Here is a 24,729-nt window from a genome sequence, read left to right as displayed (position 1 = left end):
TGCATTAAAAAACCTTATAGATAAGTATTCATTACTCATCAATAAGGTTTTCTAATCTATATTATTCATCCTGAAAACGGTCAAAAAATAAATCGACATCTGATGTATCAGTTTCAGAATCAAGCGTACTTTCCAATTCAGGCAGTTCTTCTAAGGTGGATAGACCAAAGAAAGTAAGAAATTCCTTGGTTGTCCGAAAAAGTATTGGCCTGCCTACGGTTTCTTTTCTTCCGCACTCTTCTATTAACATCCGTGAGACTAATGTTTGCAGTGGTCTTTCACTGCGGACACCACGTATTTCATCAATTTCAGCCCTCGTTATCGGCTGCTGATAAGCAATGATTGCCAATGTTTCTAGAGCTGCCTGGGACATTCTATTCGGCTTCGGCTGAATAACCCATTTCTTAAAATACTCATTATGATCAGGTTTTGTTGTTAAGCTGAGCATTCCATTAGCATTCAGAATCATCAGGCCCCGACTCTGCTTTTTGTAATCTGTTTGAAGTTCATCAATAATTTGGCGAACTTCATCTAAGGAAATATCAAGGATGCTGCTAAGTTCACTTACAGTTATCCCTTCATCTCCGCCGGCAAACAGCAGACCTTCTGCAACTCCTTTTAAACGCTCTTGTTCCACGATTATTCCTCCATCTTATAAACATATAATTCTTCAAAATGCTGTTCTTGCATAGCATAGACTTGTCTGTTTTTCATTAATTCTAAAATAGCTACAAAGGTTGTTACGATATATGATTTGGTCGGAACAGGAAACAAGGCATGAAATAATACCCCATCTTTACTATTTATAACTTGCTGTAACACTTCTTCCATCCGTTTTTCTATCGGAATATCCGCTCGTTGAATAACTGTATCCTGCGGCTCTTTCCATTGATTTCTCTGCATCATTTTTTTCAGTGCATTAATCATATCAAACACAGATACATTCCCGGTATTTGTATTTTCGATCGGTACATCTTTAAATTCAAAAACAACCGGTGAGCGTGTATAAACCTGCTGTTCGGCAGCTTCTTTCTCTTTTAACGCTTCTGCGGCTTCTTTGTATTTCCGGTATTCAATTAAACGCTGCATCAGCTCTTCACGTGGATCATCCATATATGCTTCGTCCATATCGTCCTCTTCAAACTCCTGTTTTGGAAGAAGCATCTGACTTTTTATTGCAAGCAATGTAGATGCCATCACCAGATATTCACTGGCAACGTTTAGTTCCAGATACTGCATGGTATGAATATAATCCATATACTGCTGTGTAATTTGGGCAACGGGAATATCATAAATATCGATCTCATATTGATTTATCAAATGAAGTAATAAATCCAAAGGGCCTTCAAATGTTTCTAATTTAACTTCATATCCTTGAATCATCGCTGTAATTCCTCTCAAGCGTAGTAAAACAATGTGTTAGAAGCTGATTAAAAAGTCAGCTTTATCGAGCTTATTAAACATCCTTTCAGTTACTTAACCTAAAAAAGTAACTAAAATATTTGCAAAAGCCCATACACTCTTTGCTTAGCTTACATAAGTTATAACGTAATATAAATGTTAGCACAAAACATTTATGGATTGAACTAAAAAGGAGGAAATAAAATGAGTGGATATTCAGGTGGTTACGCAGGCGGATTTGCCTTAATCGTTGTTCTATTTATTTTATTAGTAATTGTTGGAGCTGCTTGGTTCTAAAATAAAATGAAATAAATAAAAGTAGCAACGAATGAAAAGCCAACCCTTATAAGGGTTGGCTTTTCTACATTAAATTTAATCAGGTGAAACTCCATTTTACAATGCGTCTAATGATTTCTCGTAAAAAGCTTTCACACTTTCAGCAGGCACAATATTGTATTTATCCGAATAAATACGATGAATTTCTGCAATCATTCGTGATCCTATCCCTTGATCCCTGTGTGAAGGGTTCACTGTAAGATGCTTAATAACCAACTGATTGTCATTCATAATTTGTACACCTACTGCTCCCAAAACATCATCGTCTTCTTTCCATAAATGCAAATGCCATCCATCATTTTCTTCATACTCCCGAATGGTTTCTTGCAGTTTTTTCACGTCTTTTTCCTCAGGCATAAATGATAATAAACCCATAGCAATCTTTTCTAAGTTTCTTTTAAAGCGAATTAACATAATTACCCCTCATTAAATTTCTTGTATGGTAATCCTCTTAAATTCCAATCAATATTTACTCTGAAAGTATAACGCATTTCCAGTATAATGAAAAGCACCATTTTTATTTTGCATAAAATAGCAGAGAATATTTAAAAAGGGATGCAGCCTTGAAAAATAGATTACCGGACTAATTCATTCCCTTTTATAAAAAAGACAACATTAGTACGTTTTCTTGCTATTTTTTCTCTTAAGGCCATCATCCCTTTGCAAATCTTTATTATCCTTCTACGCGAATTTCTTTCATTACATCGCCATTTGACATTGCTTTTGCAAGCTCAATACCAGATGTTACTTTTCCAAATACAGTGTGAACCCCATTTAAATGAGGCTGTGGTTCATGCACAATGAAAAATTGAGAGCTTCCCGTATCTTTTCCGGCATGTGCCATAGATAGAGAGCCTTCCTCATGCTTGTGCGGGTTTCCCTCTGTTTCACATTTAATTGTATATCCAGCAGAACCTGTTCCATTACCTACAGGACAACCGCCTTGGCTGACAAATCCAGGAATTACACGGTGAAAAGTTAACCCGTCATAAAATTTTTCATTTGCTAATTTTTCAAAGTTAGCTACAGTACCAGGTGCTTCCTCTGGATATAATTCAAATTCAATTTTATTACCATTTTCCATTTCAATATAACCTTTTTTCATTTGGGCAAATCTCCTTCTAAAAATATATGTTCAAAAAACACGGTTAAAATGACCCATCGGCTAAGTTCACAACCCCAGCGGAAATGCAAGCTAACGAGCTTTCACAGGATGTGATGACTTCTACGCTGTCCACAGGACGTGGACGCACTTATGTAGAAGTTCTTTTTCCCATAGTGTCATTTTGATTGGACTTTTTGAACTTCTTTAAAACAATTATACTTTATTTTACCACTTATTTGGGTTAAGTAAAGCTCTTTATCCCCTCATAAGACAAGTCATTTTTGACAATATCCTGACACGTTTCTCTGCGGACCACAAGATGATCCTGTCCGTCTTCAATAAATACAACTGCCGGTTTTGTTAAACGGTTATAGTGGCTGGCCATGGAATAATTATAAGCGCCGGTTGAAAAAACTGCCAGTATATCTTTATCTTTGATTTGTGGTACGGGTAAATCCCAAATCAGCATATCACCCGATTCACAGCATTTTCCCGCGATAGAAACTTCCTTCTCAGGACTTGCTGCCGAACGGTTAGCAATAACTGCGTCATATTTTGACTGATACAATGCGGGCCGGATATTATCTGTCATCCCGCCATCAACGGAATAATATTCTCTTACACCAGGGATATTCTTATTTGCACCAATTGTATACAGCGTAATTCCTGCATCGCCTACAATAGACCTTCCCGGCTCAATCCATATCTCTGGAGATTTCATATTATATTTATTACAATTTTGCCCGACGCTTTGAATCATATCTTTTACATATTCCGCCAATGGAAGCGGTGTGTCATCTACTGTATAACGAATTCCAAAGCCGCCGCCTAAATTAAGGACCTCTGATTCAAATTGGTATTTTTCTTTCCATACTGCTAATTTAGCAAAAAGGATATCTGCTGCTACACGGAATCCATCGGTTTCAAATATTTGTGAACCGATATGGCAATGCAGTCCTTTTAAATAAATTCTGGGATGTCCCAAAAGCTTTTTTAAAGCACCCTCTGCCTGCCCATTTTGAAGATCAAAACCGAATTTTGAATCTTCATTTCCAGTCATTATATACTTATGTGTTTTCGATTCGACCCCTGGGGTTACCCGAATTAACACGTTCATTGTTTTCTCCTGCTTCATAAGCTCCATATCTAACAATTCAATATCATGAAAATTATCAATAACGATACACCCTATTTCATGTTCTACCGCCATAGCAATTTCTTTTTCATTCTTATTATTGCCATGCATATGAATTTTTTCAGTTGGAAAGTCTGCTTGAAGTGCTGTATATAATTCACCTTCAGAAATAACATCTAAGCATAATCCTTCCTGCTTTGCCACCTGAAGCATTGCAATTGTAGAAAAAGCCTTGCTGGCGTAAGCAACTCTTCCATGAACTCCCGCATCACGAAAGGCTTGAACAAAAGCTCTCGCATGCCTCCGGATTATTTCCACATCATAGACGTATAAAGGTGTTCCGTATTTTTCCGCTAATTGGACAGTATCAACACCACCAATTTCTAAATGTCCCTTTGTATTTACGTTAAAGGGGTGCGCATCAAGTATCATTCTTTTTCCCCCATTATTTCAAATAATAAAATACTTTATCACAATACAGTAAATAATGAAAGCCTAAATAAACTGAAGCTTCCTTCAGTAAGGATTCTTTTATCCTTTAATGAAGGAAATTGCGATAAACCTGCAGCACCTGAATATACCGTAACCAATCTATAAAAGGAAAACCATTCCTCTGTTTTTTTAAGGGCGCCGGTAATTATTACGTGGATGTACAATACTGGGACGATGCTTTGTGTATGGAACCGGCATACGAAGTATAATGTGCGTCATTGCTTTTAAATTAAAAGGCAGTAATGGCCACATATATGGTGTTCTTAGAGATCTGATCTGAACAATAAATAAAATATAAAGTGTGATCCCAATCATATAACCCGGTAATCCGAATAAGCCTACAGCCAGCACAAGAATTATTGTAATTACCTTATTGGCCACACTTAATTCGTAGCTTGGTGTTACATAGTTCCCGATCGCGCTTGTTGAAATATACAGAATAACCTCTGGTGAAAACAATCCAACTTCAATTGCTATTTCTCCAATTAAAACAGCTGCGATTAACCCCATCGCTGTTGATAATGGCGTTGGCGTATGTATCGCCGCCATTCTTAAAAACTCAATCCCGATTGCTGCAATGATAATTTGAACGGTTATCGGTACATTTCCTTCATCATTAGGGCCGATAAAGCTTAATTTCTCCGGCAATAAGGATGGTTCAACTGCAAATAATAGCCAAGTTGGCAATAGAAATAAAGCTGCTAATACTGCCAGAAAGCGGATAAATCGAATACATGTACCGATTGCGGGTACTTGCCGGTATTCCTCTGCATGCTGCATATGATGAAAAAAAGTTGTCGGAACAATAATAGCACTTGGAGAAGTGTCCACAAAAATAATGACATGGCCTTCTAATAAATGGCTTGTCGCTACATCCGGTCTTTCTGTATACCGAACCAAAGGGTAAATATTCCATTTTTTAACTAATAAAAATTCTTCCAATGATTTATCGGACATAGACAAGCCATCTACTTCAATTTTTTCAACTAGATCTTTTAAGTACCTTACTAAGTTTGGGTTAGCTACATCTTCAATATAAGTGAGACAAACGTCTGTCTTTGAGCGTTCGCCAACTTTCAGCATGACATTCCGCAGCTTTTCATCACGCAGACGTCTTCTGGTAAGCGCTGTGTTTTCTACAATATTTTCTGTGTACCCATCTCTTGATCCGCGAATGACCTTCTCTGTATCTGGTTCTTCCGGCGTTCTTCCCGGATAATTACGCACATCAATAATTTGTGCATAATCCTTCCCGTCAATAAATACGGCAATGAGTCCACTTAACACTTCGTCAACAGCTTCATCCATGGTAGTAACATGCTCTACTTGCTGATGGACTAATCTATTCTCAATGATTTCTCCAATCTTGCCACTTTCCGATTCATTATCATTGACTTCAACCATTACCTTTAAAATCTCTTGTACAACGGATGTATCCGTTAAACCATTCACATAATACATCTGTATACGCTGATTCAAGACCACTGTTTCTCTATATCCCAAATCATACGATTCTTCTAAACCTACCCTCTTTTTCATATATGCATACGTATCTTCAATATGAGGAGAAATAGACTTCTTTTTTTCTTTGTCTGTCTGCATATTATCACCTTCTGAATGTTATCTCGAATTAATCTCACACTTATAACTTCATTGTTCTAAAGCCTGGAATTAAACAGTTATATTTAATCAGGAAGTTATGATTGATTCTGCCTTTACCGGACAAAATAGATCCATTGAAATAATGAACCGAACACCTTACCAAGCAACAATGCCATCATGAATAAGATCACATAGCTTCCCATCCCTATTCTCCGCGTGAGAATAGGGAAAACATTTAATACTTCTGTTAATGCTGCAGCTAACATTCCGTTAAAAATACCATGAAATAACCCCCACAGTATTAATACAACAACAGACTGTGATGTTGAGATAGGGGCAAATGAGAAATAAGCTCCGATTAACATCCCTATTATCACTGCAGCTCCATAGGCTTTTATATACTTTTCTGTCTTACTCAATTGAATAAGCCTCGGGATGATCCCTAACACCGTAATAAAAGCAACAAATCCCGCACCAACAGCAATGCCGCTACTGAATCCGATAAAAATTTGCAGGATACTAAGAAGAATTTCTTGGATCATTTAGCTCATTTTCCATCGTATTAATATACTGCTGTAAATCCTGCTGGTAATTAAAAATCTCTACTTCTAACGGGCTTGGTTCTTCGTTAAAACGTTTTTTAAACCAATGGTTAAAAAAAAGAACCGTTCCTAATCCAAGACCTATAGAATAGGGAATTTGAATCCATAAAGGATACTCATTTTCTACACCGGTCAGGATAAAATGCAGTTTTTGCTGAACGGGCTGCATACTAACATCATAATGAAAATTCATGATGGTCATTGCTGAGCCTACAAACAGAAGTAACCAAACAAATGTAATAATCAATGGATGTGTCGGCTTTTTATGCGGTTCAATTTGTATGAGGGTCTGTTCTGGCCCAAGCAGTTGAAATTCAAAATTTGAATATTTTTTTGTGAGGTGGTCAATGATTAAAAAGCTGTCAATCACTAAAATACTTTTATCTTTTTTAGACAGCCGGTAAATAGGCGTGTTTTCCAGTAATTCTTTCTTATCCGAATGCGTGGATATATAAGCAATTTCTTTTAACTTAAGTTCTTGCCATTGTTCCAGAACCACTCTCTTCCGCATTCTTATATAGACAAGCTCTGCCATAATCAAAATCCCCCCTTAATCTGTTTTCCTTAACAACTAGTATTTGTTAAAAGAAAGCAAATTATAAGCCTTAAACCCAAATCCTTTAACAACAAAAAAGCTTATCTGTGTTATTTACACAAATAAGCTTCATATACCTGTCATCCGGCATCCATATTTTTTTTCATATCTTCTAAAATCTTTTTCTCCAGTCTGGAGACCTGAACTTGAGAAATTCCGAGTCTTTCCGCTACTTCTGTTTGCGTCTGGTCTTTGTAATAACGTAAGTAAATAATAAGTCTTTCCCGTTCAGTAAGCGAACGGACAGCCTCTTGAATGGATAATTTTTCAAACCATTTGGAATCCTGATCAGCTATTTGATCTAATAAAGTAATAGAGTCACCATCACTTTCATAGACCGTTTCATGTATGGACTGAGGTGATTTTGCAGCCTCCTGCGCATGCACAATTTCCTCTGGTTCCAGCTCTAAAGCTTGAGCAAGTTCATTAATAGATGGAGATCGCCCTAAATCTTTTGCCATTTCTTCCCGTTTACGGCGAATTTTATTCCCCATCTCCTTTAAGGACCTGCTGACCTTTACACTGCCATCATCTCGGATAAAACGCTGTATCTCGCCAATAATCATGGGAACGGCATAGGTAGAAAATTTCACATTGTAGGAGAGATCAAATTTATCCACTGCTTTGATCAATCCAATACTTCCAATTTGAAATAAGTCATCTGGATCATATCCGCGATTTACAAATCGTTGAACAACTGACCACACAAGCCGGACATTTCGACGGATAAGCTCTTCCCTTGCTTCATTGTCACCAGACTGGCTTAATTGAATCATTTTCTTTACCTGTTCATTGGAAAGCTGCTCTCTTTCCTCCGTTTTATGAATATTCACCATTGATTTTTTAGTTGTATACCGTTTTTGATTTTGATAATTGCTTCTTCATATAAACGGAAGTCCCTTTTTCAGGAGCAGAAATGACTTCCACGGTATCCATGAAATTTTCAATAATTGTAAAACCCATGCCGGATCGTTCCATTTCTGGCTTTGATGTAAATAAAGGTTCCCTTGCTTCATCAATATTCAAAATGCCTTGTCCTTCATCACGTATGGTCAGCTCTATTTCCCCATCATACAGCACACAGTCAATATAAACCTTATGATGCGGTTCGCTTCCATAGCCATGAATAATAGCATTGGTCACTGCTTCAGATACCACCGTTTTAATTTCTGTTAATTCCTCCATTGTTGGATCCAATTGTGTGACAAAGGATGCAACAGCAACTCTGGCAAAAGCTTCATTTTCACTTACACTTGAAAAAGAAATATTCATTTCATTTTTCATGATGTCACCCCCAAGCCTTGAAGTGCACGTTCTTCATCTTCCTCTAAACGAATAATTTTGAAAAAGCCTGACATATCAAAAAGACGGTGCAGGGAAGGAGCTACAGAGCACAGAACCATCTCTCCCCCTAATTGAACAATCTCTTTGTAACGCCCTAAAACAACACCTAATCCAGAGCTGTCCATAAAGCTTACTCCCTTTAGGTTTAAGATGATATGTTTAATGGAATGCATATATATCCAATCTTTCCACGTATCTCTTAACCCTTCTGCTTCATGATGATCCAATTCACCTTGCATACGTACAATCAGCACATCGCCTTTTACTTCAAATTCAGTCTGTAATCCCATGTGCAATGCTCCTCCTCTTTGTTGTGAAATAGTTACACTTTGCTTGAAATACCTGTTCAAAAAAATCCGGCGAATTCTTTTCACTATATTGATTTTAACGGATTTTTGAACATCCTTAGTATAAGGAATTCTCTAAACAAATGACTATTTCCTGCTACTCGACAAAAGAAGTGGAAATACGTATTAATCGGCTGCTTTCACCATTTTTTGCAATGTTCGTTTTGTTAATTCAGGAATAGATGCCTGTGTAATATCTTCATTAATAATCAATGGTGTAGTATATAAAGGCTTGTCATTTTCTTTGACAATAAGCTCCCCGACAACAGTTCCTTTTTTAATTGGAAATTTCCAATCATCCTGAATAGAAATTTCTGTTGTTACAGCCGGTTCTTCTTCTCCTTTTTTATGAAGGCTATGAACATCCTGTTTGGTAACAATGTCAAAGCTTTGAGGCTTTGCTTTTATTTGGTTTAGTTCCATCACAGTTTCTTCTTTGGCAAAAAGCTGCTTTGTATGATAGCTTTGGAAGCCATAGTCCAGTAATCCGGATACCATTTTATTCCGCTCTTTAGGTGTTTCAGCACCCATAACCACTGCAATCACCCGCATATCATCCCGCTTTGCTGTAGCAGTTAGACAATACTTTGCTTCATTTGTATATCCTGTTTTCATGCCGTCTGCACCTGGATAAGAACGAATCAGTTTATTTGTATTCACAAGCCAGAACTCATTTTCTTCCCCCTGGCGTAAATAATCCTCATAGATAGACGTATAGTTCGTAATATCTTCATATTGTAATAATGCTCTTGTCATGACAGCCATATCATAAGCACTGCTGTAATGATTGTCTGCCGGAAGCCCGGTGGTATTTTCAAAATGGGTATCCTTAAGACCCAGTTCTTCTGCTTTTTTATTCATTTTACTGACAAATTCCTCTTCTGTTCCTGCAATAGTCTCTGCCATTGCGACGCTGGCATCATTTCCGGAAGCAATTGCTATCCCTTTTATTAAATCATCTACAGACATTTCTTCCCCAGCCTCCAGGAATACTTGAGATCCCCCCATTGAAGCGGCATATTCACTTACGACAACGATATCCTCTTTTGAAATTTTATCTTTTTCCAAAGCTTCCATAATTAAAAGCAGAGTCATTATTTTTGTCATACTGGCTGGCGGTAATTGTTCGTGCGCATCTTTGTCAAACAGTACTGTACCGGTATTCTGTTCAATTAAAACCCCTGATAATGCATCCTCGGCTAAGCTTGTTTTTTCTTTATTTTCTTCATTCGCTAAAACAGTTGAATAGTTGAAAAATGTCGTTCCGATAAGTAATCCAATCATCAATACGATTAGTCGCTTCATACTGCTTCCCTCCAAATCACAATAATACTTTTAGGATTTCCATTTTGGCTTTATTTCATACTATTTTTAATTTGAAATTTATAAATAGGAGCATCTTTTTTGTTGTTCGATAAACTCTGCCCTATACTGGAACTAGATTAGATAAAGAAGGGAGTTTTATAAATGGGGCAGGAAATAAGCGGTAAAATTGCATATATTACAGGAGGAAGCAGCGGAATTGGAAAAGCAGCTGCACATCATTTTGCAAAAGAAGGTGTTCATCTCGGTTTAATTGCCAGAAGAAAAGAAAATCTTGAAGAAACACAGCAAGAGCTGGAAACATATGGTGTGAATATTGCTATCTGCAGAGCAGATATTTCTAAGCCTGATCAGGTGAAAACAGCTGTTCAGCAGTTTGAACAGAAATTAGGGAAAGCTGATATATTAATAAATAATGCTGCAATAAGTGATTACGGCAACTTTCAGGATATGGATGAGGAAGTCTGGAAGCATATTTTTGAAGTGAATGTTTTTGGAACATACCATGTTTTAAAAGAAGTTCTTCCACATCTTGTAAGCAAACAAAAAGGAGATATTATTAATGTTTCCTCCAGCAATGGATTAAAAGCAACTGCAGGATCAACTGCTTACAGTGCTTCCAAATTTGCCATTCAGGGTATGTCAGAGGCTCTGATGCAGGAAGTTCGCAAAGAAAATATCCGCGTATTTACTATGAATCCAAGCTTAGTTGCAACCGAATTAGCATTTGGTGATAAACTGGAAGAGAAAAACGAAGACAAGTTTATGCAGCCTGAGGATATTGCGGAATATATGGTAGCTCAGCTAAAATTAAATCAGCGTATTTTTATTAAGCAATCCGCCCAATGGGCGACCAATCCATTTTAATAAAATAAACCAAGAAAATCACTTGGTCTTTAAAACGATGGTGTTCTTGCCAAAGAGATGTCCGCTCCAACGGTTTTCGGTGGGACGAGTAATCGCAGTCAAAGGAAGCCTCTTTCCATGGGCAACGCTCAGCCTCCTCGAAAAAAGACCCCACAGGAAAAAATGTACCTCTTTTTTTCGAGGAGATGAGCTCGGGGTCCACGGAAAGCGTAGTGTATTTCTGGAGCGGTTGTTTTCAACATTTTTATATACTTTCTTATTCATTAAAAAAAGATTTAGAAGACAAATACCTTCTAAATCTTTTTTTAATGAAACTATTTTCAATTAACAATACCAATAACACTTGGTTTTACTTGAACAGGATTTTCCGATATCGTAATAGCATCCTTTATTTTCTTAATGACAGTATCGTTATCTTCCATGTTCGTGTGAATTGTTGCAAGTTTAGCGCCTGCCTGCAGCCTATCACCTGTTTTTACATGGAAAGTGATTCCTACCTGATGATCAATTTGATCATCCTTTGTTTTTCTGCCGGCGCCGAGAAGCATAGCAGCTTCTCCTAATTGCTGGGTTTCTATAGAAGCAATATATCCTGCCTGTTCAGCATTTACATCAATAGATTGTTTAGCCTCAATTTCATGGATACTGTCTACCTTACCATCCTGTGCTTCGATAAAGGTTACAAACTTTTCATAAGCCTCTCCACTTTGAATCACTTCTTTTACAAGCTTTCTGGCTTGTTCTTCGGTAGTTGCTTTTCCTGCTAAGAAAACCATTTGTGCTGCTATTTCTACGGATACATCGTATAAATCCTGACTATACTCCTGATCGCGCAATAATTTTACTGCTTCCAACACTTCATTTCCATTACCAATCTCTGTTCCGAGAGGCTGATCCATATTGGTTAACACAGCCACTGTTTCCCGATTTAATTTTTTACCGATAGCGACCATTGTTTCAGCCAGCTTCTTTGCCTCTTCTTCTGTTTTCATAAAAGCACCGTTGCCGACTTTAATATCCAAGACAATTGCATCTGCACCGGAAGCAATTTTCTTACTCATTATAGAGCTGGCTATTAAAGGAATTGAATCTACTGTTCCTGTCACATCTCTTAATGCATAAATCTTCTTATCTGCCGGTACTAAATTTCCTGATTGGCCGACTAATGCGATTCCAAGCTCTTTCACCTGGTCTTTAAATCTTTGTAACGGGAGCTCTGTATGGAACCCTTTAATCGATTCCAGCTTGTCTACTGTACCACCCGTATGTCCCAGCCCGCGTCCGCTCATTTTCGCAAAAGGAATTCCTAAAGAAGTAATTATGGGAGCAACAATTAAACTTACCTTATCCCCTACACCGCCAGTAGAATGTTTATCTACAACTGTTGTATTTAAAAAGGATAAATCAATTGTCTCTCCCGACTTGACCATTAAGTCTGTGAGAGCGGAGGTTTCATCACTATTTAACCCCTGAAAATAAACAGCCATAAGCCAGCTTGAGATTTGATAATCTGGTATGGAATTATTAACATATCCATTTACAATATGCTCGATTTCTTCGTAGGATAATTCTTTACCATATTTTTTCTTATTAATAATTTCTATGGTATTCATGTTAACCATCCTTTCTATATTATGATGAACAATTCTCTTTTAGTTCTTTATCTCATTCAGGAAGCTTGTGCCATGCTCAGGTAAAGGAATATTAAAATTATCTGCAATTGTTGCACCAATATCAGCAAAAGTTGTACGTAAAGGAAATTCTTTTCCTTCTTTAATGTTTGTATGGTAAACAATAAGCGGTACATACTCCCGTGTGTGATCCGTTCCATGGTGGGTCGGATCATTTCCATGATCGGCTGTAATAATTAACAAATCATCCTCCTGTAACTGTTCGAGTATTTTCGGAAGCTGCTTGTCATAAGTCTCCAGTGCCTGCCCATAGCCAATCGGATCTCTGCGGTGCCCGTATTTCGCGTCAAAATCAACAAGATTAAGGAAGCTTAGGCCAGTGAAATCTTTTTTCATAGATTCACTTAATTTTACCATGCCATCGTCATTATCCTTTGTACGAACAGCCTCTGTAATGCCTTCTCCATCATAAATATCAGATATTTTACCAAGCGCAATGACATCAATTCCAGCGTCCTTTAATTCATTCATTACAGTACGTCCAAAAGGTTTCAATGCATAATCATGGCGGTTGGAAGTACGTTCAAAAGCACCGGGCTCTCCAACAAACGGGCGGGCAATAATACGCCCTACCATATAACGTTCATCCAATGTAAGCTCTCTCGCAATTTCACAAATCCGATATAATTCATCAATTGGAACAATATCTTCATGTGCTGCAATTTGCAATACAGAATCTGCCGATGTATAGACAATCAGGCTGCCAGTTTCCATATGCTCCTTCCCAAGCTCCACTAATATTTCTGTACCAGAGGCCGGCTTGTTGCCAATTACTTTTCTGCCTGTTTTTTCTTCCAGCTCTTGAATAAGCTCATCTGGGAAACCATCCGGGAATGTCCGGAATGGCTGATCGATACGAAGACCCATAATTTCCCAATGACCGGTCATTGTATCTTTGCCATTAGAGGCCTCCTGCATTTTTGTATAATGCGCTTTCGGCTTATCTGCCGGATCAACTCCTTCAATTTCGCGGATATTGCTCAGACCTAAGCTGCCCATAGTCGGCATATCAAGCCCTTTCATTTCTTTTGCAATATGCCCTAATGTATCTGACCCTAAATCATTAAACTTTTCTGCATCGGGAGCTTCCCCGATTCCAACTGAATCCATGACAATTAAAAAAACACGCTTAAATTGTTTCATTTGTATCTACCTCCTATGTACTATATTCCCGAAACAAGTGCTCAGTATGATCACTATTACAGATGTTAGATGTCTGACAACACAAGAATAAAGGAATTTCTTTTATTTGAAAAGCTTTTCGATATTTAACAGCTTAATCATTGACTGAAGATTATGCTCTGGGATGGTAAGTTTGATAAATATCTTTTAACCTTGCTTTCGTCACATGTGTATAAATTTGTGTAGTGGATATATCTGCATGTCCCAGCATTTCCTGCACGATTCTTAAATCGGCACCATTTTCCAATAAATGCGTTGCAAAAGAATGTCTTAACGTATGCGGGGTGATGGTTTTATGTACCTCTGCTTCCATCGCAAGTCCCTTTAAAATCTTCCAGAACCCTTGTCTGCTTAATGGCCGGCCGTGCTGATTTACAAATAGAGCATTCTCTTGCTTGTTTTTCTTCAAAAGCTCTTTTCTTGCCGTTTGCATATACTCCTCTAAAACTTTTTTGGCTGTATCTCCCAAAGGAACAATCCTTTCTTTTGAACCTTTCCCCATACATTGAACAAAACCCATGGATAAATGTAAATCTTCCAATTTTAAACCTATCATTTCAGATACACGTAATCCCGTAGCATATAACAATTCTAACATGGCTTTATTACGCAACGACAGAGGTGTTGTTGTTTCAATGCTTAATAATTTCTCTACTTCCTCCTGAGAAAGGGTGTCCGGCAGCTTCCGCTCTTTTTTCGGAGTCTCAATATGAAGGCTGGGGTCCGTATCAGCAATGCTCTCCCGTATTAAAAACTGATGAAAGGATCTGATTGAAGAAATATGCCTGGATATTGTTGCAGTTGACTTACCGCTGTCTTTTAATTCATATAAAAAACGCATAATATCATTACGGCTTATGTCATTCCATTCGTTATATCCTATTTTTGTCAATTGTTTTTCATAAGCAGTAAGATCTCTTTGATAAGAGGTAATAGTATTATCAGACAGCCCTCTTTCTACCCGTAGAAAATGATAGAAATCTTCTAATGCATATTTCAACATATCTATTCTCCTTTCAAAATATCAAATGGAAACCAGCCAGCTTCCTCGTATATCACCTTAACCGCTGGCCCTTCAGGTGAATCATAACGATGCATTTCTTGAAATTCATTATATATATAATGTAAACATACCGTAAAAAAGCAGGCTCCTATCATAAACCAAATAAATATTTTAACAGCCTCTTTAAAATGTTTTTCCATATTCTGACCTCCCTGTATCTGAATGTTTATTATTATGTTGTATTGTAAACAAACACTTATACAGTTAGAATATGCAAATAACAATTTTAAAAATACTAGAAAAAGATGAAGGAAATAAAAAAACGAAACATCTTCTTCTGTTAATATTATACAATGGTTGGAACCAGAGTTAAACTACAAACACTTTTGGGCTGTTTAGCTCTATGACATAATAAAATCAAAAAGGAGTTCATACAGATGATGGAAGAAAAATTAAAACAAATTGGCGACAATACGTCTATTCAAACAATGACTCCTATTTCCGGAGGCGATATTAACCAGGCATATTATATAAAAACCGAAAAACAAGAATACTTTGTAAAAGCGAATCGGAATACTGCCGATGATTTCTTTCAGGTGGAAGCTGATGGTCTTGAAAGAATACGTTCAACACAAGCAATTGCTGTCCCGGAAGTTTATTACTATGACAAATCCTCTAGCAATAAAGAAATGGTGCTGATAATGGAATGGATTCAGGGTGAAAAAACAGCAACGACAGAGCAGCAATTAGGAGAACAGCTGGCTTCTATGCATTTAACTGACCGCTCCGCTCAGTATGGGTTAGGTAAGCCGACTTATATTGGAAAACTGCCTCAGACAAATGGTTGGTATAGCGATTGGGTCGAGTATTTTCGCGATCATCGTCTACAGCTACAATTAGATTTATCTGTAAAGTTTAATCGGATGAACCAAAAAAGACGCTTAAAACTGGAAACATTGATACGTGATTTAGATAAATATCTGCCAAACCAGCCACGGGTTTCTTTATTGCACGGCGATTTATGGGGAGGAAATTGGATAACGAGTCAGGCAGGAAAACCTTATTTAATTGATCCTTCCGTGCTGTATGGGGACCATTTATTTGAGCTTGCATTTACAGAGCTCTTTGGTGGTTTTTCAGAAGTTTTTTATAGTAAGTATAAGGAAATTCTTTCATTAGAGGATTATTATGAGGAAGTGAAGCCGATATACCAGCTATTCTACTTGCTTGTTCATTTAAATATGTTTGGAGAAGCTTATGGGGCTGTTGTGGATCGGATTCTAAAAAAATATATCAGGTAAATTATTCACCTTTTTCAGATTAAAATATGTGACAGTACAACAAACAGATACTGCCACTTATTTTAATCTGGTTGCCATATCAGCGAAATCGCTGCACCCTTAAGATAGTGCAAATATGCCAGCTCCTATTCTTGTTCATGTATGTATTTTTCCCAATAAAAAAACCTTTCTCTATTCGAAAAAGGTTTTACTCTGATTAGGGGGTTGCTTTTTGAACATCTTCTTTTACGGCTGCTGCCTGGCATTGGCGACAAATCCCATGAAAGGTTAACCGATGATCCTTTACCTCAAAGCCCCAATCATTTTCAACAATTTGCTCCACTTCACCTAATAAATCATTCTCAATCTCTTCAACAGAGCCACATTCAATACAAACCAAATGATGATGAAAGTGTTTTGCGCCTTCTTTACGCAAATCATATCTTGATACACCATCGCCAAAATTAATTTTGTCTACTATTTTTAATTCAGATAATAATTCTAATGTACGATAAACGGTTGCCAGACCAATTTCCGGTGATTTCTCCTTTACAAGAAGATAAACATCCTCCGCGCTTAAGTGATCGTCTTCTCTTTCCAGAAGCACTCGAACCGTAGCTTCCCTCTGGGGAGTTAATTTGTAGCTATGCGAATGTAGCTGTTTTTTTATCTTTTCAATCCGGTGTTCCATGGATAGTCGCCTCCCTCACTTTACATCTTCATTATATGCATCTATCTTCCATGTGTCAAAGAGTATTCTCAATTATTAATAATAATTATTACAAACTAATATTGGTTATTATATTATAAATGGAGTCTCTTAGCAAGATTTAAGCGAATAACATAAAGTAAGAAGGTCTTTTAATAATCATCCATTATATCTTTCAATCCATTCTAACATTAAGGTATTGGACAGGTAAGCTTCCATTAATGCTGCTAAAGCAGTAAATACCATTAAAATAGCGAATATAATAAGCAATCGGATAAAAGGCGGCAGAATCTCCTGGTGATGATGCTTTAAAAATAATTTCTGCCATAAGCCTATAGAAAATATCATCGATACACTTCCAGCAATAATATAGATAGGAATAATTAATAGATTTTGAGGAGCGATGGATATAGCTGACAAAAGCAACCCTTGGCCCCCTAACTGGCTTACCATAAATCCGACTGAAAAACCGACAACAAATCCTTTCATAAATACCATAATCCATATAATCGGAAGCCCAATCATACTCAGTGCCAATAAAATCATAAAGGAGAGATACTTTATATGGTAAAGAAGACTTCTGATAAAGATATCCTGCCGGCTGATAACTTCACCGTCATTTGTCTGCTGCGTAAAAAAACGTTCTAAATAGAAGAATAAATTCTGTTTTTGTACAAAATCCATACTATTTACTAAGATAGCTCCGAATACGATACCTGTCAGAAAAAGAATGATTGTAAATACATAAATTGTTGTATGGCGTTTTATATGCTCCATAAATAAATTACGAGAGGGATTATACATGTGGATCCTCCTGACTATAGTTCTTATACTACAATCTATGAGAACCCCACTTTAAACATACCTATTAATTTTATCTTTTGATAGAGCATATACATATTGGTCATACTATGATTTTTGCAACGTTGCCTTTATTATTTATTTAAAGCATGTAAATAAAGCACAGCGTAATTTGTTTTTGCATCTTGAATACGCCCTTCTTCTACAAGTTTTTTTGCTTCTTCAAGAGTCACTTCCATGATTTCTACAAATTCATCATCATCCCCGGCAGGCGGATTTTCCATTTTAATTAAATCATTAGTAATATAGACGTATACCAGCTCATTAGCAAATCCCGGCGATGTATAAAAAGATGTAACCTGTGATAGATTTGTTGTTGTATAGCCTGTTTCTTCTTCCAGTTCACGGACAGCTGCAGTTAACGGATTCTCGTTCTCTTCCAGCTTCCCTGCCGGAATTTCTATTAAAGCTCTTTCTAACGGTTTGCGATATTGTTCTACAAGCACTATTTTATTATCTGCTGTAATCGGAATTACTGCTACTGCTCCAGGATGATATACAAGCTCTCTCTTAGCTGTTTCTCCATTCGGCAGCTTCACTTCATCCAATTGAACATCTATAATATTTCCTTCAAATATTTTCTTGGTTGTAATTGTTTTTTCTTCAAAACGATGCATGTCTCCATCTCCACCTTTTATAAATTATTATAGATATCCATTCAAAAAGCTTCCGTGGAAGGAAGTTTCATTTTTGTCTATCTTCCTATTCATTCTAATTCGCTATGCTCTATTGTAGCAAGTCCATACTAATTTTTCTTCTGATACGTTTTATTTTTTACTCAACTTTTGCACCTTAAAAAATAACTTGCTTATCATAGAGACTAGAGTTGATCGTTCCTTCCATCTATCTCTTGGTGAATTATAAACTCTATCTAGAAAGAAGGTAACGTGTAAAGCCACCACTGCGGCGGACTGTTTTGCTTTCCTAGGGGCATGCTCTTCAGCTAACTCCATCAGGCTATGATTTCTTTCATTCGCTTTAGAAGCCTAACTGAGCGCAGACCAACCACGCAGACCCCTACGTGGTTCGCAGGCTAAACCCGTGACTCCTGGGGTTGCGATTACTCACCCTATCGAAAAGCGTTGTCACAACGCCTGCACTTGCGCGTCCTGGGACTGCGATTACTCGTCCCATCAGAAACATTTGTACAACGGAAAGCGGAGTGGTTGGTTGCAGGAGCTATACACAACCTCCATTTCAATTGAAGGATGATTTAACAAAATGCAAACGGGATAATGAAGAACATGTTCATCTTGGAATAGTATGGTATAGAAGCTTATTTTCAGGTACGTTTTTTTTAAATGAATTTCCTTCTAAAAACTATTTGTGTTATTACAGACAAATATAGGTATTTCTTCAATATGTATATTAATTGTATTCTTTTCCATCTGCCTCTACAATATATGCATACGTAATTCATAGAGGAGGAATAACATGAAGAAACGGCAGCTTGGTACAAGCAATATTGAAATTTCTGATTTAACGCTTGGCTGTATGTCCCTGGGAACAAATGCTGAGCAAGGTAAAAAAATGATTGATTATGCTTTAGATAAAGGAATTAATCACCTCGATACGGCAGACCTTTATAATTTTGGTGAAAATGAAAAAATCGTTGGAGAAGCAATTAAACACCGCAGATCTGATGTGGTTGTTACAACAAAAGTCGGAAATCATTTCCAGGAAGGAAAAGATAACTGGTTCTGGGACCCATCGAAAAAATATATCCATGAAGCTGTCCGTAATAGTTTACAAAGATTAAATACAGACTATATTGATGTGTATATGCTTCATGGCGGCACCTTAGATGATCCTGTTGGCGAGACAATTGAGGCTTTTGAAGAATTAAAGAAAGATGGATTAATCCGCACCTATGGAATTTCCTCTATACGTCCGAATGTCGTCCGTGAATATGCAATCCGGTCTTCTATCGATGTTTTAATGACACAATTCAGCCTCTTAGATAGGCGGCCTGAGGAAGCAATTTTACCAATTGCAGAAGAAAATCAAATCAGTGTCGTTGCCCGCGGACCGCTTGCTAAAGGACTGCTGAGCAATAAAGCTGATGAAGTATTGGATAAAAAAGGAAAAGATGGATATCTCGATTATTCTTATAATGAATTAAAATCTCTTTACTATGAGCTCGAACAGGCTTTACCTGACAGCTCTCTCCAACAATTAGCAATGTACTATGTTGCCAATCATCCTGCTGTTACATCAACAGTGTTTGGAGCAAGCTCATTACAACAATTAGAACAGAATATTGCTGTCCACCAATCTATCAATGAAATCACGGACGCTGCATATCCTATTCTGCAACAGCTGACAAAAGCTGCTCAATATGAGCAGCACCGCTAGAATTAATAATATTCTAGTTACCCTGAGATCTGGGAATTTTCGTGTTCAAAATAACCGGCCAGCTTCAGAGAGCAAGGTATCGTTCCTCTCTGAAGCTGCCCTCATTTTAAAAATCAGCATACCATTATTTTTTATCAAATTGAGCTTTTAAGACGCTTTCCATTAATCCAGGGAATAGACGGTACAAAATACTTCCGGCTTCCATCCACCACGGCATATTAATTTCTCTTTTTTTAGTAAATAAAGAACGAACTATCTTAGCTGCGACCTTTTCAGGCTTGAGCATATATTTTTCTACATTCTGTTGATATGTGCCATCCTTATCCGCCATCTCAAAAAAGTTCGTCTTTACAGGACCCAGATTTACAGAAGTAACCGTCAAACTGCTTTCTCTGGTCTCCTGTCTGAGTACATTCGTAAAGCCAAGCATTGCATGTTTGGAAGCAACATATCCTGCAGCTTTGGGAGTCGGTAATTTTGCAGCCTGGGAGACAATGTTTATAATATGTGATTTTGCTTTAAACTGCAGAAAATGCGGCAGAAATGCTTTTGCATATTGAATTCCTGCTAAAACATTTACCTGAAACATTTCCTCTAACTCTTCCATATCTAGTTCTTCTATCTTCTCAAATACGCCAAACCCTGCATTGTTAATTAATCCGTGAATACGCTTCTCTGTTTCCATGATTTCATTAATCTGTTCATCAATAAGTTCCCTTGAGAACTTTTCAATCGGATAAATCTTACAAAGACCATTATTTCCGTCTATTTCATCGGCTAATTCTTCCAGTAATTCTCTTGACCTCGCTATTAGAATTGGTATACCGCCCTGGGCAGCAATTTCCTTGGCAAGTTCTCTTCCTATCCCCTTAGATGCACCGGTAATAATAATTTTTTTCTCATTAACAGAATGATTTATTCCTATTTTCATAATTATCGACCCTTACTTCATATAATTATTTAAGTACGTGTTCAAAAAGTATGAAGAAATTCACCGCGTCATTATTATTGGACTTTTTGAACATCCTATTAAGTGGACATACTATACCTATTGTACAACGAATCAATTATCCCGTACACCTGTTTAAACATTGACTTATAAACAAAAATCTAACACAATGAAGTTGGGGGTGAGACCATGACATCCATTATCGCACACCGGGGAGCAAGCCGATATGCCCCTGAAAACAGTTTCCCTGCATTTAAGCTTGCATATGAAATGAAGGCAGATGGAATTGAAACAGATGTACAATTAACCAAAGACAATATCCCTGTCCTTTTCCATGACGAAAGCTTGAAACGGATTTTTGGAGAAAAAGGCTGGGTTAATCAATATACGCTGGAACAATTAAAACAACTGGATATGGGAAAATCTTTTCATCCCAAATTTACAGGAACAAGCATTTTATCATTGGAGGAATTTCTTGCTTGGATAAAAGATAAACCATTAATGCTTCATTTAGAATTGAAAAATAACAAAATTGAATATAAGAACCTGGAGGAAATTACATATCAGCTTATCGAGCAGTATCAGATGACAGATAGAACATACTTCTCTACATTCTCTAATAAAAGCATAACGCGCCTGGCCAGCTTTAAAAAAATTTCGAATATCGGCTGGTTAACAAAACGAATCAGACGGGATTTATTAGCATATGCTCTATCAATTGGAGCAACAGCTATTCATATAAAGCACACACTTTTGCGGCAGCGTCTTGTAAATGAGGCCTTAAAAAGCGAGATTCCTGTACGGGTTTATACAGTTAATTCATCCCGTCTTTTGAACCGCTGTTTTTCATACAAAGTAGACAGCGTATTTACAGATGTTCCTGACAAAGCATTTGCTGCACGGAAAAAATTATATCGCAGTTTTTTGATTTAATAAGGGACAATCATGAATTTTTAGCCTTATACATTGATGATTGATGCGTATTTGGGTAAAATCTTTAATTATAATATTATATATAGGGTGAGATGGAAACATGGAAATTACTTTCTTAGGCACTGGAGCCGGACTTCCTTCTAAGGAAAGGAATGTAACAGCAATTGCGCTGAGTATGCTGCAGGAACTAAACGAAGTTTGGCTGTTTGATTGTGGAGAAGCAACACAGCATCAGCTTCTTCATACAAAAATTAAACCAGGAAAAATAAATAAAATCTTTCTTACCCATATGCATGGAGACCATATTTATGGATTGCCGGGATTCTTAAGCAGCCGATCCTTTCAGGCTGGTACGGATAAACCGATGACTGTCTATGGTCCTGAGGGAATAAAGGACTTTATTGAATATGCTTTAAACTTGAGTCATACCCATTTAACTTATCCTCTTACAATCATTGAAATAAATGAAGGATTATTATTTGAAACAGAAGCAATCGAAGTATATGCAAAAAAACTTTCACACGGCATACCAAGCTTTGGTTTTCGTATTGTTGAAAAAGATAAACCAGGTGAGCTGCTTGTTGAAAAATTAAAAGAAAAAGGTGTCCGTCCTGGTCCGATTTATGGGGAAATAAAAGAAAAACCTTCTGTCACTCTTGAAGATGGCAGAGTTATTCATCAAAAAGATTTTATCGGTCAACCTAAAAAAGGCAGGATTATTTCTATTCTTGGTGATACAACCTATCAGACGGCACATGAAGAATTTGTTAAAAACAGCGATCTGTTAATTCATGAAGCAACCTTTGCTGGAAATAAAGAAATACTTGCAAGAAACTATTTTCATTCAACAAATATACAAGCTGCAAAATTAGCAGTTGACGCTAGTTGTAAACAATTAATTTTGACACATGTATCTTCAAGATATCAATTTTCTGAGATGGATGCGTTTCTTGAAGAAGCAAGAGAAGTGTTTTCGAATACCTCTGTTGCGAGCGACTTTAGTGTGTTTCAATTATAGTTTGAAGTGCGTGTTGAAAAAGACTGATAAAAAGGACCGGCAAGTTCGAGGCAGCGCAAGCTCCTGGCAGCACATCGTATGCACTTAAGTACGTAAGTACACTTCATAAAAAGTCCTTTCACGAAGTGTCATTTTTATTAGACTTTTTGAACATCCTCTTGAAGGAAGAAAGGGAGAGACAGATTTGATGACCTTACAAGAAAATTATCAACAAATCGTTGATGATCACCGGAAGTATGTTGAGCAAGGAAATACGGTTGATTATACATTTCGTAAACATCAATTAGAGAAAATAAAAAAAATACTTAAAGACTATGAAACTGAAATATATGATGTACTAAAAAAAGATTTGAATAAACCAGATCATGAAATTATCACTACCGAGATGGGGATTATTCATACAGAATTAGATTTTACAATTAAAAATCTCCGTTACTGGATGCAGCCTGAAAAAGTTGCTTCTCCATTAACTCATAAAGGCTCTAAGAGCTACATTATGAAGGAGCCGCTTGGTGTTGTACTGGTTATATCGCCATGGAACTATCCTTTACAATTATCCCTGGTACCGATTATTGGAGCACTCGCAGCCGGCAACTCAGTAGTATTGAAGCCTTCTGAGCATGCTGCACATACCTCTGATCTTCTTGCCAGAATGATAGAAGAGAATTTTGATCCATCCTATTTCTCCGTTATTCAGGGGGCTGTCGAAGAAACAACAGAGCTGTTAAAGCAGCGGTTTGATCATATTTTCTATACTGGTGGAAGTGCTGTTGGAAAAATCGTTATGCGTGCTGCAAGCGAGCATTTGACACCTGTCACATTGGAGCTCGGAGGGAAAAGCCCTGCCATTGTTGATGAAGATGCAAATATTCAAATTGCTGCAAAACGGATTGTTTGGGGAAAATATACAAATGCCGGACAAACCTGTGTTGCTCCTGATTATTTATTAGTACAGGAATCCGTTAAATTCAAACTGCTGAAAGCAATGAAAAAACAGATTAAATCCATTTTCGGTAAGAATTTGATTCAGGGTGAGAATTATTCAAAAATCATTAATGAAGATCATTTTAAACGTTTAGTTTCATTCCTGAACGAGGATCATATTGTACACGGCGGAGAATATAATCAGGAAGATCTTATCATTGAGCCTACCATTCTTGATAAGATTGATTGGGATGATCCAATTATGCAGGAAGAGATATTTGGACCAATTCTGCCTGTACTGCAATTTGAAAATATTGAAGATGCTCTTTCACTTATTAAATCAAAGGAAAAACCACTAGCTTTATATTATTTTGGTGAAAATCCAAGAATGCAATCCCAGGTAATGGAATACGTTTCATTTGGCGGCGGTGCTATCAATGATACATTCTTCCATTTAGCAAACCCATATCTTCCTTTTGGCGGTGTTGGGAAAAGCGGTATGGGAAGTTATCATGGAAAAGCCAGCTTTAATACTTTTTCGCATCAGAAAAGTGTTTTAAAGCAAACTACGAAATTTGATTTTCCGTTCCGTTATACAGGCGGCACGGTTTCATCAAATATTTTAAAGAAATTCCTGTCCTAAGAATAAAAAGCCTTGATTTTACATCTATTAAA

General features: G+C 37.1%; 27 protein-coding genes. 7 read left to right on the top strand and 20 right to left on the bottom strand.

All coding sequences use genetic code 11. The features are described 5' to 3' along the window. Positions 1–61: 61 nt before the first annotated feature. Positions 62–637 carry an SMC-Scp complex subunit ScpB gene (scpB, locus tag MHH51_RS11655; protein ID WP_147207824.1) on the bottom strand — a complete coding sequence of 192 codons (576 nt, stop codon included), beginning with the start codon at positions 635–637 and terminating at the stop codon, positions 62–64. A 2-nt stretch (positions 638–639) separates the two neighbouring features. Next, positions 640–1,383 carry a segregation/condensation protein A gene (locus tag MHH51_RS11650; protein ID WP_147208063.1) on the bottom strand — a complete coding sequence of 248 codons (744 nt, stop codon included), beginning with the start codon at positions 1,381–1,383 and terminating at the stop codon, positions 640–642. A gap of 222 nt (positions 1,384–1,605) precedes the next feature. On the opposite strand from MHH51_RS11650, the gene MHH51_RS11645 reads away from it, so the two are divergent. Beyond that, complete coding sequence (locus MHH51_RS11645) at positions 1,606–1,698, top strand: YjcZ family sporulation protein (RefSeq protein WP_077603073.1); 93 nt, start codon at positions 1,606–1,608, stop codon at positions 1,696–1,698. Between the two features lie 96 nt (positions 1,699–1,794). On the opposite strand, the gene MHH51_RS11640 is transcribed toward MHH51_RS11645, so the two are convergent. The 10 genes from MHH51_RS11640 to MHH51_RS11595 all read right to left on the bottom strand — a co-directional run bounded on the left by MHH51_RS11640 (position 1,795) and on the right by MHH51_RS11595 (position 10,264). Then, on the bottom strand, positions 1,795–2,151 hold the full coding sequence (locus tag MHH51_RS11640) for a GNAT family N-acetyltransferase (protein ID WP_147207825.1): 357 nt from the start codon (positions 2,149–2,151) through the stop codon (positions 1,795–1,797). Between the two features lie 259 nt (positions 2,152–2,410). After that, on the bottom strand, positions 2,411–2,842 hold the full coding sequence (locus tag MHH51_RS11635) for a peptidylprolyl isomerase (RefSeq protein WP_077603075.1): 432 nt from the start codon (positions 2,840–2,842) through the stop codon (positions 2,411–2,413). A gap of 241 nt (positions 2,843–3,083) precedes the next feature. Beyond that, positions 3,084–4,409 (bottom strand): diaminopimelate decarboxylase, encoded by a 1,326-nt coding sequence (lysA, locus tag MHH51_RS11630; RefSeq protein ID WP_147207826.1) that lies wholly within the window; start codon positions 4,407–4,409, stop codon positions 3,084–3,086. A 189-nt stretch (positions 4,410–4,598) separates the two neighbouring features. Then, the gene (locus tag MHH51_RS11625; protein ID WP_339286184.1) at positions 4,599–6,071 is read right to left on the bottom strand and encodes a spore germination protein; all 1,473 of its coding nucleotides are present in this window, start codon (positions 6,069–6,071) and stop codon (positions 4,599–4,601) included. 113 nt (positions 6,072–6,184) lie between these two features. Next, entirely contained in the window at positions 6,185–6,613 is a 429-nt protein-coding gene (locus MHH51_RS11620) for a stage V sporulation protein AB (RefSeq protein ID WP_339286183.1), read from the bottom strand. Next, positions 6,591–7,208 (bottom strand): stage V sporulation protein AA, encoded by a 618-nt coding sequence (locus MHH51_RS11615; RefSeq protein ID WP_147207829.1) that lies wholly within the window; start codon positions 7,206–7,208, stop codon positions 6,591–6,593. Before MHH51_RS11615 ends, MHH51_RS11620 begins: the two co-directional genes overlap by 23 nt. A gap of 140 nt (positions 7,209–7,348) precedes the next feature. Next, positions 7,349–8,104, bottom strand: coding sequence for an RNA polymerase sporulation sigma factor SigF (sigF, locus tag MHH51_RS11610; RefSeq protein WP_147207830.1), 756 nt, complete (start codon positions 8,102–8,104; stop codon positions 7,349–7,351). 7 nt (positions 8,105–8,111) lie between these two features. Next, on the bottom strand, positions 8,112–8,552 hold the full coding sequence (spoIIAB, locus tag MHH51_RS11605) for an anti-sigma F factor (RefSeq protein WP_147207831.1): 441 nt from the start codon (positions 8,550–8,552) through the stop codon (positions 8,112–8,114). Beyond that, complete coding sequence (spoIIAA, locus tag MHH51_RS11600; RefSeq protein ID WP_147207832.1) at positions 8,549–8,902, bottom strand: anti-sigma F factor antagonist; 354 nt, start codon at positions 8,900–8,902, stop codon at positions 8,549–8,551. Before spoIIAA ends, spoIIAB begins: the two co-directional genes overlap by 4 nt. A 183-nt stretch (positions 8,903–9,085) precedes the next feature. Continuing rightward, entirely contained in the window at positions 9,086–10,264 is a 1,179-nt protein-coding gene (locus MHH51_RS11595) for a D-alanyl-D-alanine carboxypeptidase family protein (protein WP_147207833.1), read from the bottom strand. Positions 10,265–10,426: 162 nt separating this feature from the next. Here MHH51_RS11595 and MHH51_RS11590 point away from each other — a divergent pair, with 162 nt between their 5' ends. Next, on the top strand, positions 10,427–11,149 hold the full coding sequence (locus MHH51_RS11590; RefSeq protein ID WP_339286180.1) for a 3-ketoacyl-ACP reductase: 723 nt from the start codon (positions 10,427–10,429) through the stop codon (positions 11,147–11,149). A gap of 320 nt (positions 11,150–11,469) precedes the next feature. Here the strand turns inward: MHH51_RS11590 and MHH51_RS11585 are convergent, their stop codons facing one another. From MHH51_RS11585 to MHH51_RS11570, 4 genes are all read right to left on the bottom strand, one after another. After that, positions 11,470–12,762 (bottom strand): pyrimidine-nucleoside phosphorylase, encoded by a 1,293-nt coding sequence (locus MHH51_RS11585; RefSeq protein WP_156985369.1) that lies wholly within the window; start codon positions 12,760–12,762, stop codon positions 11,470–11,472. A gap of 39 nt (positions 12,763–12,801) precedes the next feature. After that, complete coding sequence (deoB, locus tag MHH51_RS11580; protein ID WP_339286178.1) at positions 12,802–13,983, bottom strand: phosphopentomutase; 1,182 nt, start codon at positions 13,981–13,983, stop codon at positions 12,802–12,804. A gap of 151 nt (positions 13,984–14,134) precedes the next feature. After that, positions 14,135–15,025 carry a site-specific tyrosine recombinase XerD gene (xerD, locus tag MHH51_RS11575; protein WP_147207837.1) on the bottom strand — a complete coding sequence of 297 codons (891 nt, stop codon included), beginning with the start codon at positions 15,023–15,025 and terminating at the stop codon, positions 14,135–14,137. A gap of 2 nt (positions 15,026–15,027) precedes the next feature. Beyond that, on the bottom strand, positions 15,028–15,225 hold the full coding sequence (locus MHH51_RS11570; RefSeq protein ID WP_147207838.1) for a DUF4227 family protein: 198 nt from the start codon (positions 15,223–15,225) through the stop codon (positions 15,028–15,030). Positions 15,226–15,462: 237 nt separating this feature from the next. Between MHH51_RS11570 and MHH51_RS11565 the strand changes: the two genes are divergently transcribed. Beyond that, positions 15,463–16,326: a fructosamine kinase family protein gene (locus tag MHH51_RS11565; protein ID WP_339286175.1), complete on the top strand. Its 864-nt coding sequence runs from the start codon at positions 15,463–15,465 to the stop codon at positions 16,324–16,326. A 196-nt stretch (positions 16,327–16,522) separates the two neighbouring features. On the opposite strand, the gene MHH51_RS11560 is transcribed toward MHH51_RS11565, so the two are convergent. The 3 genes from MHH51_RS11560 to MHH51_RS11550 all read right to left on the bottom strand — a co-directional run bounded on the left by MHH51_RS11560 (position 16,523) and on the right by MHH51_RS11550 (position 18,492). Next, a complete protein-coding gene (locus MHH51_RS11560; protein WP_077603089.1) occupies positions 16,523–16,996 on the bottom strand; it encodes a Fur family transcriptional regulator in 474 nt (157 codons plus the stop codon). Between the two features lie 177 nt (positions 16,997–17,173). Then, the gene (gene spoIIM / locus MHH51_RS11555) at positions 17,174–17,818 is read right to left on the bottom strand and encodes a stage II sporulation protein M (protein ID WP_147207840.1); all 645 of its coding nucleotides are present in this window, start codon (positions 17,816–17,818) and stop codon (positions 17,174–17,176) included. A 131-nt stretch (positions 17,819–17,949) separates the two neighbouring features. Further along, positions 17,950–18,492: an NUDIX hydrolase gene (locus MHH51_RS11550; protein WP_147207841.1), complete on the bottom strand. Its 543-nt coding sequence runs from the start codon at positions 18,490–18,492 to the stop codon at positions 17,950–17,952. An 817-nt stretch (positions 18,493–19,309) separates the two neighbouring features. On the opposite strand from MHH51_RS11550, the gene MHH51_RS11545 reads away from it, so the two are divergent. After that, complete coding sequence (locus tag MHH51_RS11545; RefSeq protein ID WP_147207842.1) at positions 19,310–20,230, top strand: aldo/keto reductase; 921 nt, start codon at positions 19,310–19,312, stop codon at positions 20,228–20,230. 124 nt (positions 20,231–20,354) lie between these two features. Here the strand turns inward: MHH51_RS11545 and MHH51_RS11540 are convergent, their stop codons facing one another. After that, positions 20,355–21,161 (bottom strand): SDR family NAD(P)-dependent oxidoreductase, encoded by an 807-nt coding sequence (locus MHH51_RS11540; RefSeq protein WP_147207843.1) that lies wholly within the window; start codon positions 21,159–21,161, stop codon positions 20,355–20,357. A gap of 207 nt (positions 21,162–21,368) precedes the next feature. Between MHH51_RS11540 and MHH51_RS11535 the strand changes: the two genes are divergently transcribed. From MHH51_RS11535 to MHH51_RS11525, 3 genes are all read left to right on the top strand, one after another. After that, entirely contained in the window at positions 21,369–22,112 is a 744-nt protein-coding gene (locus MHH51_RS11535) for a glycerophosphodiester phosphodiesterase family protein (protein WP_147207844.1), read from the top strand. A gap of 100 nt (positions 22,113–22,212) precedes the next feature. Beyond that, complete coding sequence (rnz, locus tag MHH51_RS11530; RefSeq protein ID WP_147207845.1) at positions 22,213–23,130, top strand: ribonuclease Z; 918 nt, start codon at positions 22,213–22,215, stop codon at positions 23,128–23,130. A gap of 187 nt (positions 23,131–23,317) precedes the next feature. Continuing rightward, positions 23,318–24,697 carry an aldehyde dehydrogenase gene (locus MHH51_RS11525; protein ID WP_339286170.1) on the top strand — a complete coding sequence of 460 codons (1,380 nt, stop codon included), beginning with the start codon at positions 23,318–23,320 and terminating at the stop codon, positions 24,695–24,697. Positions 24,698–24,729: the final 32 nt, after the last annotated feature.

The organism is Oceanobacillus sp. FSL K6-3682 (assembly GCF_037976165.1).
Lineage (GTDB): Bacteria > Bacillota > Bacilli > Bacillales > Amphibacillaceae > Oceanobacillus > Oceanobacillus sojae.
This window is presented reverse-complemented; position numbering and strand designations above follow the sequence as displayed.

Coding starts and splice junctions, on each gene's coding strand:
- MHH51_RS11650 (WP_147208063.1), bottom strand. CDS start 1,383: ATGATTCAAGGATATGAAGTTAAATTAGAAACATTTGAAGGCCCTTTG.
- MHH51_RS11645 (WP_077603073.1), top strand. CDS start 1,606: ATGAGTGGATATTCAGGTGGTTACGCAGGCGGATTTGCCTTAATCGTT.
- MHH51_RS11640 (WP_147207825.1), bottom strand. CDS start 2,151: ATGTTAATTCGCTTTAAAAGAAACTTAGAAAAGATTGCTATGGGTTTA.
- MHH51_RS11635 (WP_077603075.1), bottom strand. CDS start 2,842: ATGAAAAAAGGTTATATTGAAATGGAAAATGGTAATAAAATTGAATTT.
- lysA (WP_147207826.1), bottom strand. CDS start 4,409: ATGATACTTGATGCGCACCCCTTTAACGTAAATACAAAGGGACATTTA.
- MHH51_RS11625 (WP_339286184.1), bottom strand. CDS start 6,071: ATGCAGACAGACAAAGAAAAAAAGAAGTCTATTTCTCCTCATATTGAA.
- MHH51_RS11620 (WP_339286183.1), bottom strand. CDS start 6,613: ATGATCCAAGAAATTCTTCTTAGTATCCTGCAAATTTTTATCGGATTC.
- MHH51_RS11615 (WP_147207829.1), bottom strand. CDS start 7,208: ATGGCAGAGCTTGTCTATATAAGAATGCGGAAGAGAGTGGTTCTGGAA.
- sigF (WP_147207830.1), bottom strand. CDS start 8,104: ATGGTGAATATTCATAAAACGGAGGAAAGAGAGCAGCTTTCCAATGAA.
- spoIIAB (WP_147207831.1), bottom strand. CDS start 8,552: ATGAAAAATGAAATGAATATTTCTTTTTCAAGTGTAAGTGAAAATGAA.
- spoIIAA (WP_147207832.1), bottom strand. CDS start 8,902: ATGGGATTACAGACTGAATTTGAAGTAAAAGGCGATGTGCTGATTGTA.
- MHH51_RS11595 (WP_147207833.1), bottom strand. CDS start 10,264: ATGAAGCGACTAATCGTATTGATGATTGGATTACTTATCGGAACGACA.
- MHH51_RS11590 (WP_339286180.1), top strand. CDS start 10,427: ATGGGGCAGGAAATAAGCGGTAAAATTGCATATATTACAGGAGGAAGC.
- MHH51_RS11585 (WP_156985369.1), bottom strand. CDS start 12,762: ATGAATACCATAGAAATTATTAATAAGAAAAAATATGGTAAAGAATTA.
- deoB (WP_339286178.1), bottom strand. CDS start 13,983: ATGAAACAATTTAAGCGTGTTTTTTTAATTGTCATGGATTCAGTTGGA.
- xerD (WP_147207837.1), bottom strand. CDS start 15,025: ATGTTGAAATATGCATTAGAAGATTTCTATCATTTTCTACGGGTAGAA.
- MHH51_RS11570 (WP_147207838.1), bottom strand. CDS start 15,225: ATGGAAAAACATTTTAAAGAGGCTGTTAAAATATTTATTTGGTTTATG.
- MHH51_RS11565 (WP_339286175.1), top strand. CDS start 15,463: ATGATGGAAGAAAAATTAAAACAAATTGGCGACAATACGTCTATTCAA.
- MHH51_RS11560 (WP_077603089.1), bottom strand. CDS start 16,996: ATGGAACACCGGATTGAAAAGATAAAAAAACAGCTACATTCGCATAGC.
- spoIIM (WP_147207840.1), bottom strand. CDS start 17,818: ATGTATAATCCCTCTCGTAATTTATTTATGGAGCATATAAAACGCCAT.
- MHH51_RS11550 (WP_147207841.1), bottom strand. CDS start 18,492: ATGCATCGTTTTGAAGAAAAAACAATTACAACCAAGAAAATATTTGAA.
- MHH51_RS11545 (WP_147207842.1), top strand. CDS start 19,310: ATGAAGAAACGGCAGCTTGGTACAAGCAATATTGAAATTTCTGATTTA.
- MHH51_RS11540 (WP_147207843.1), bottom strand. CDS start 21,161: ATGAAAATAGGAATAAATCATTCTGTTAATGAGAAAAAAATTATTATT.
- MHH51_RS11535 (WP_147207844.1), top strand. CDS start 21,369: ATGACATCCATTATCGCACACCGGGGAGCAAGCCGATATGCCCCTGAA.
- rnz (WP_147207845.1), top strand. CDS start 22,213: ATGGAAATTACTTTCTTAGGCACTGGAGCCGGACTTCCTTCTAAGGAA.
- MHH51_RS11525 (WP_339286170.1), top strand. CDS start 23,318: ATGACCTTACAAGAAAATTATCAACAAATCGTTGATGATCACCGGAAG.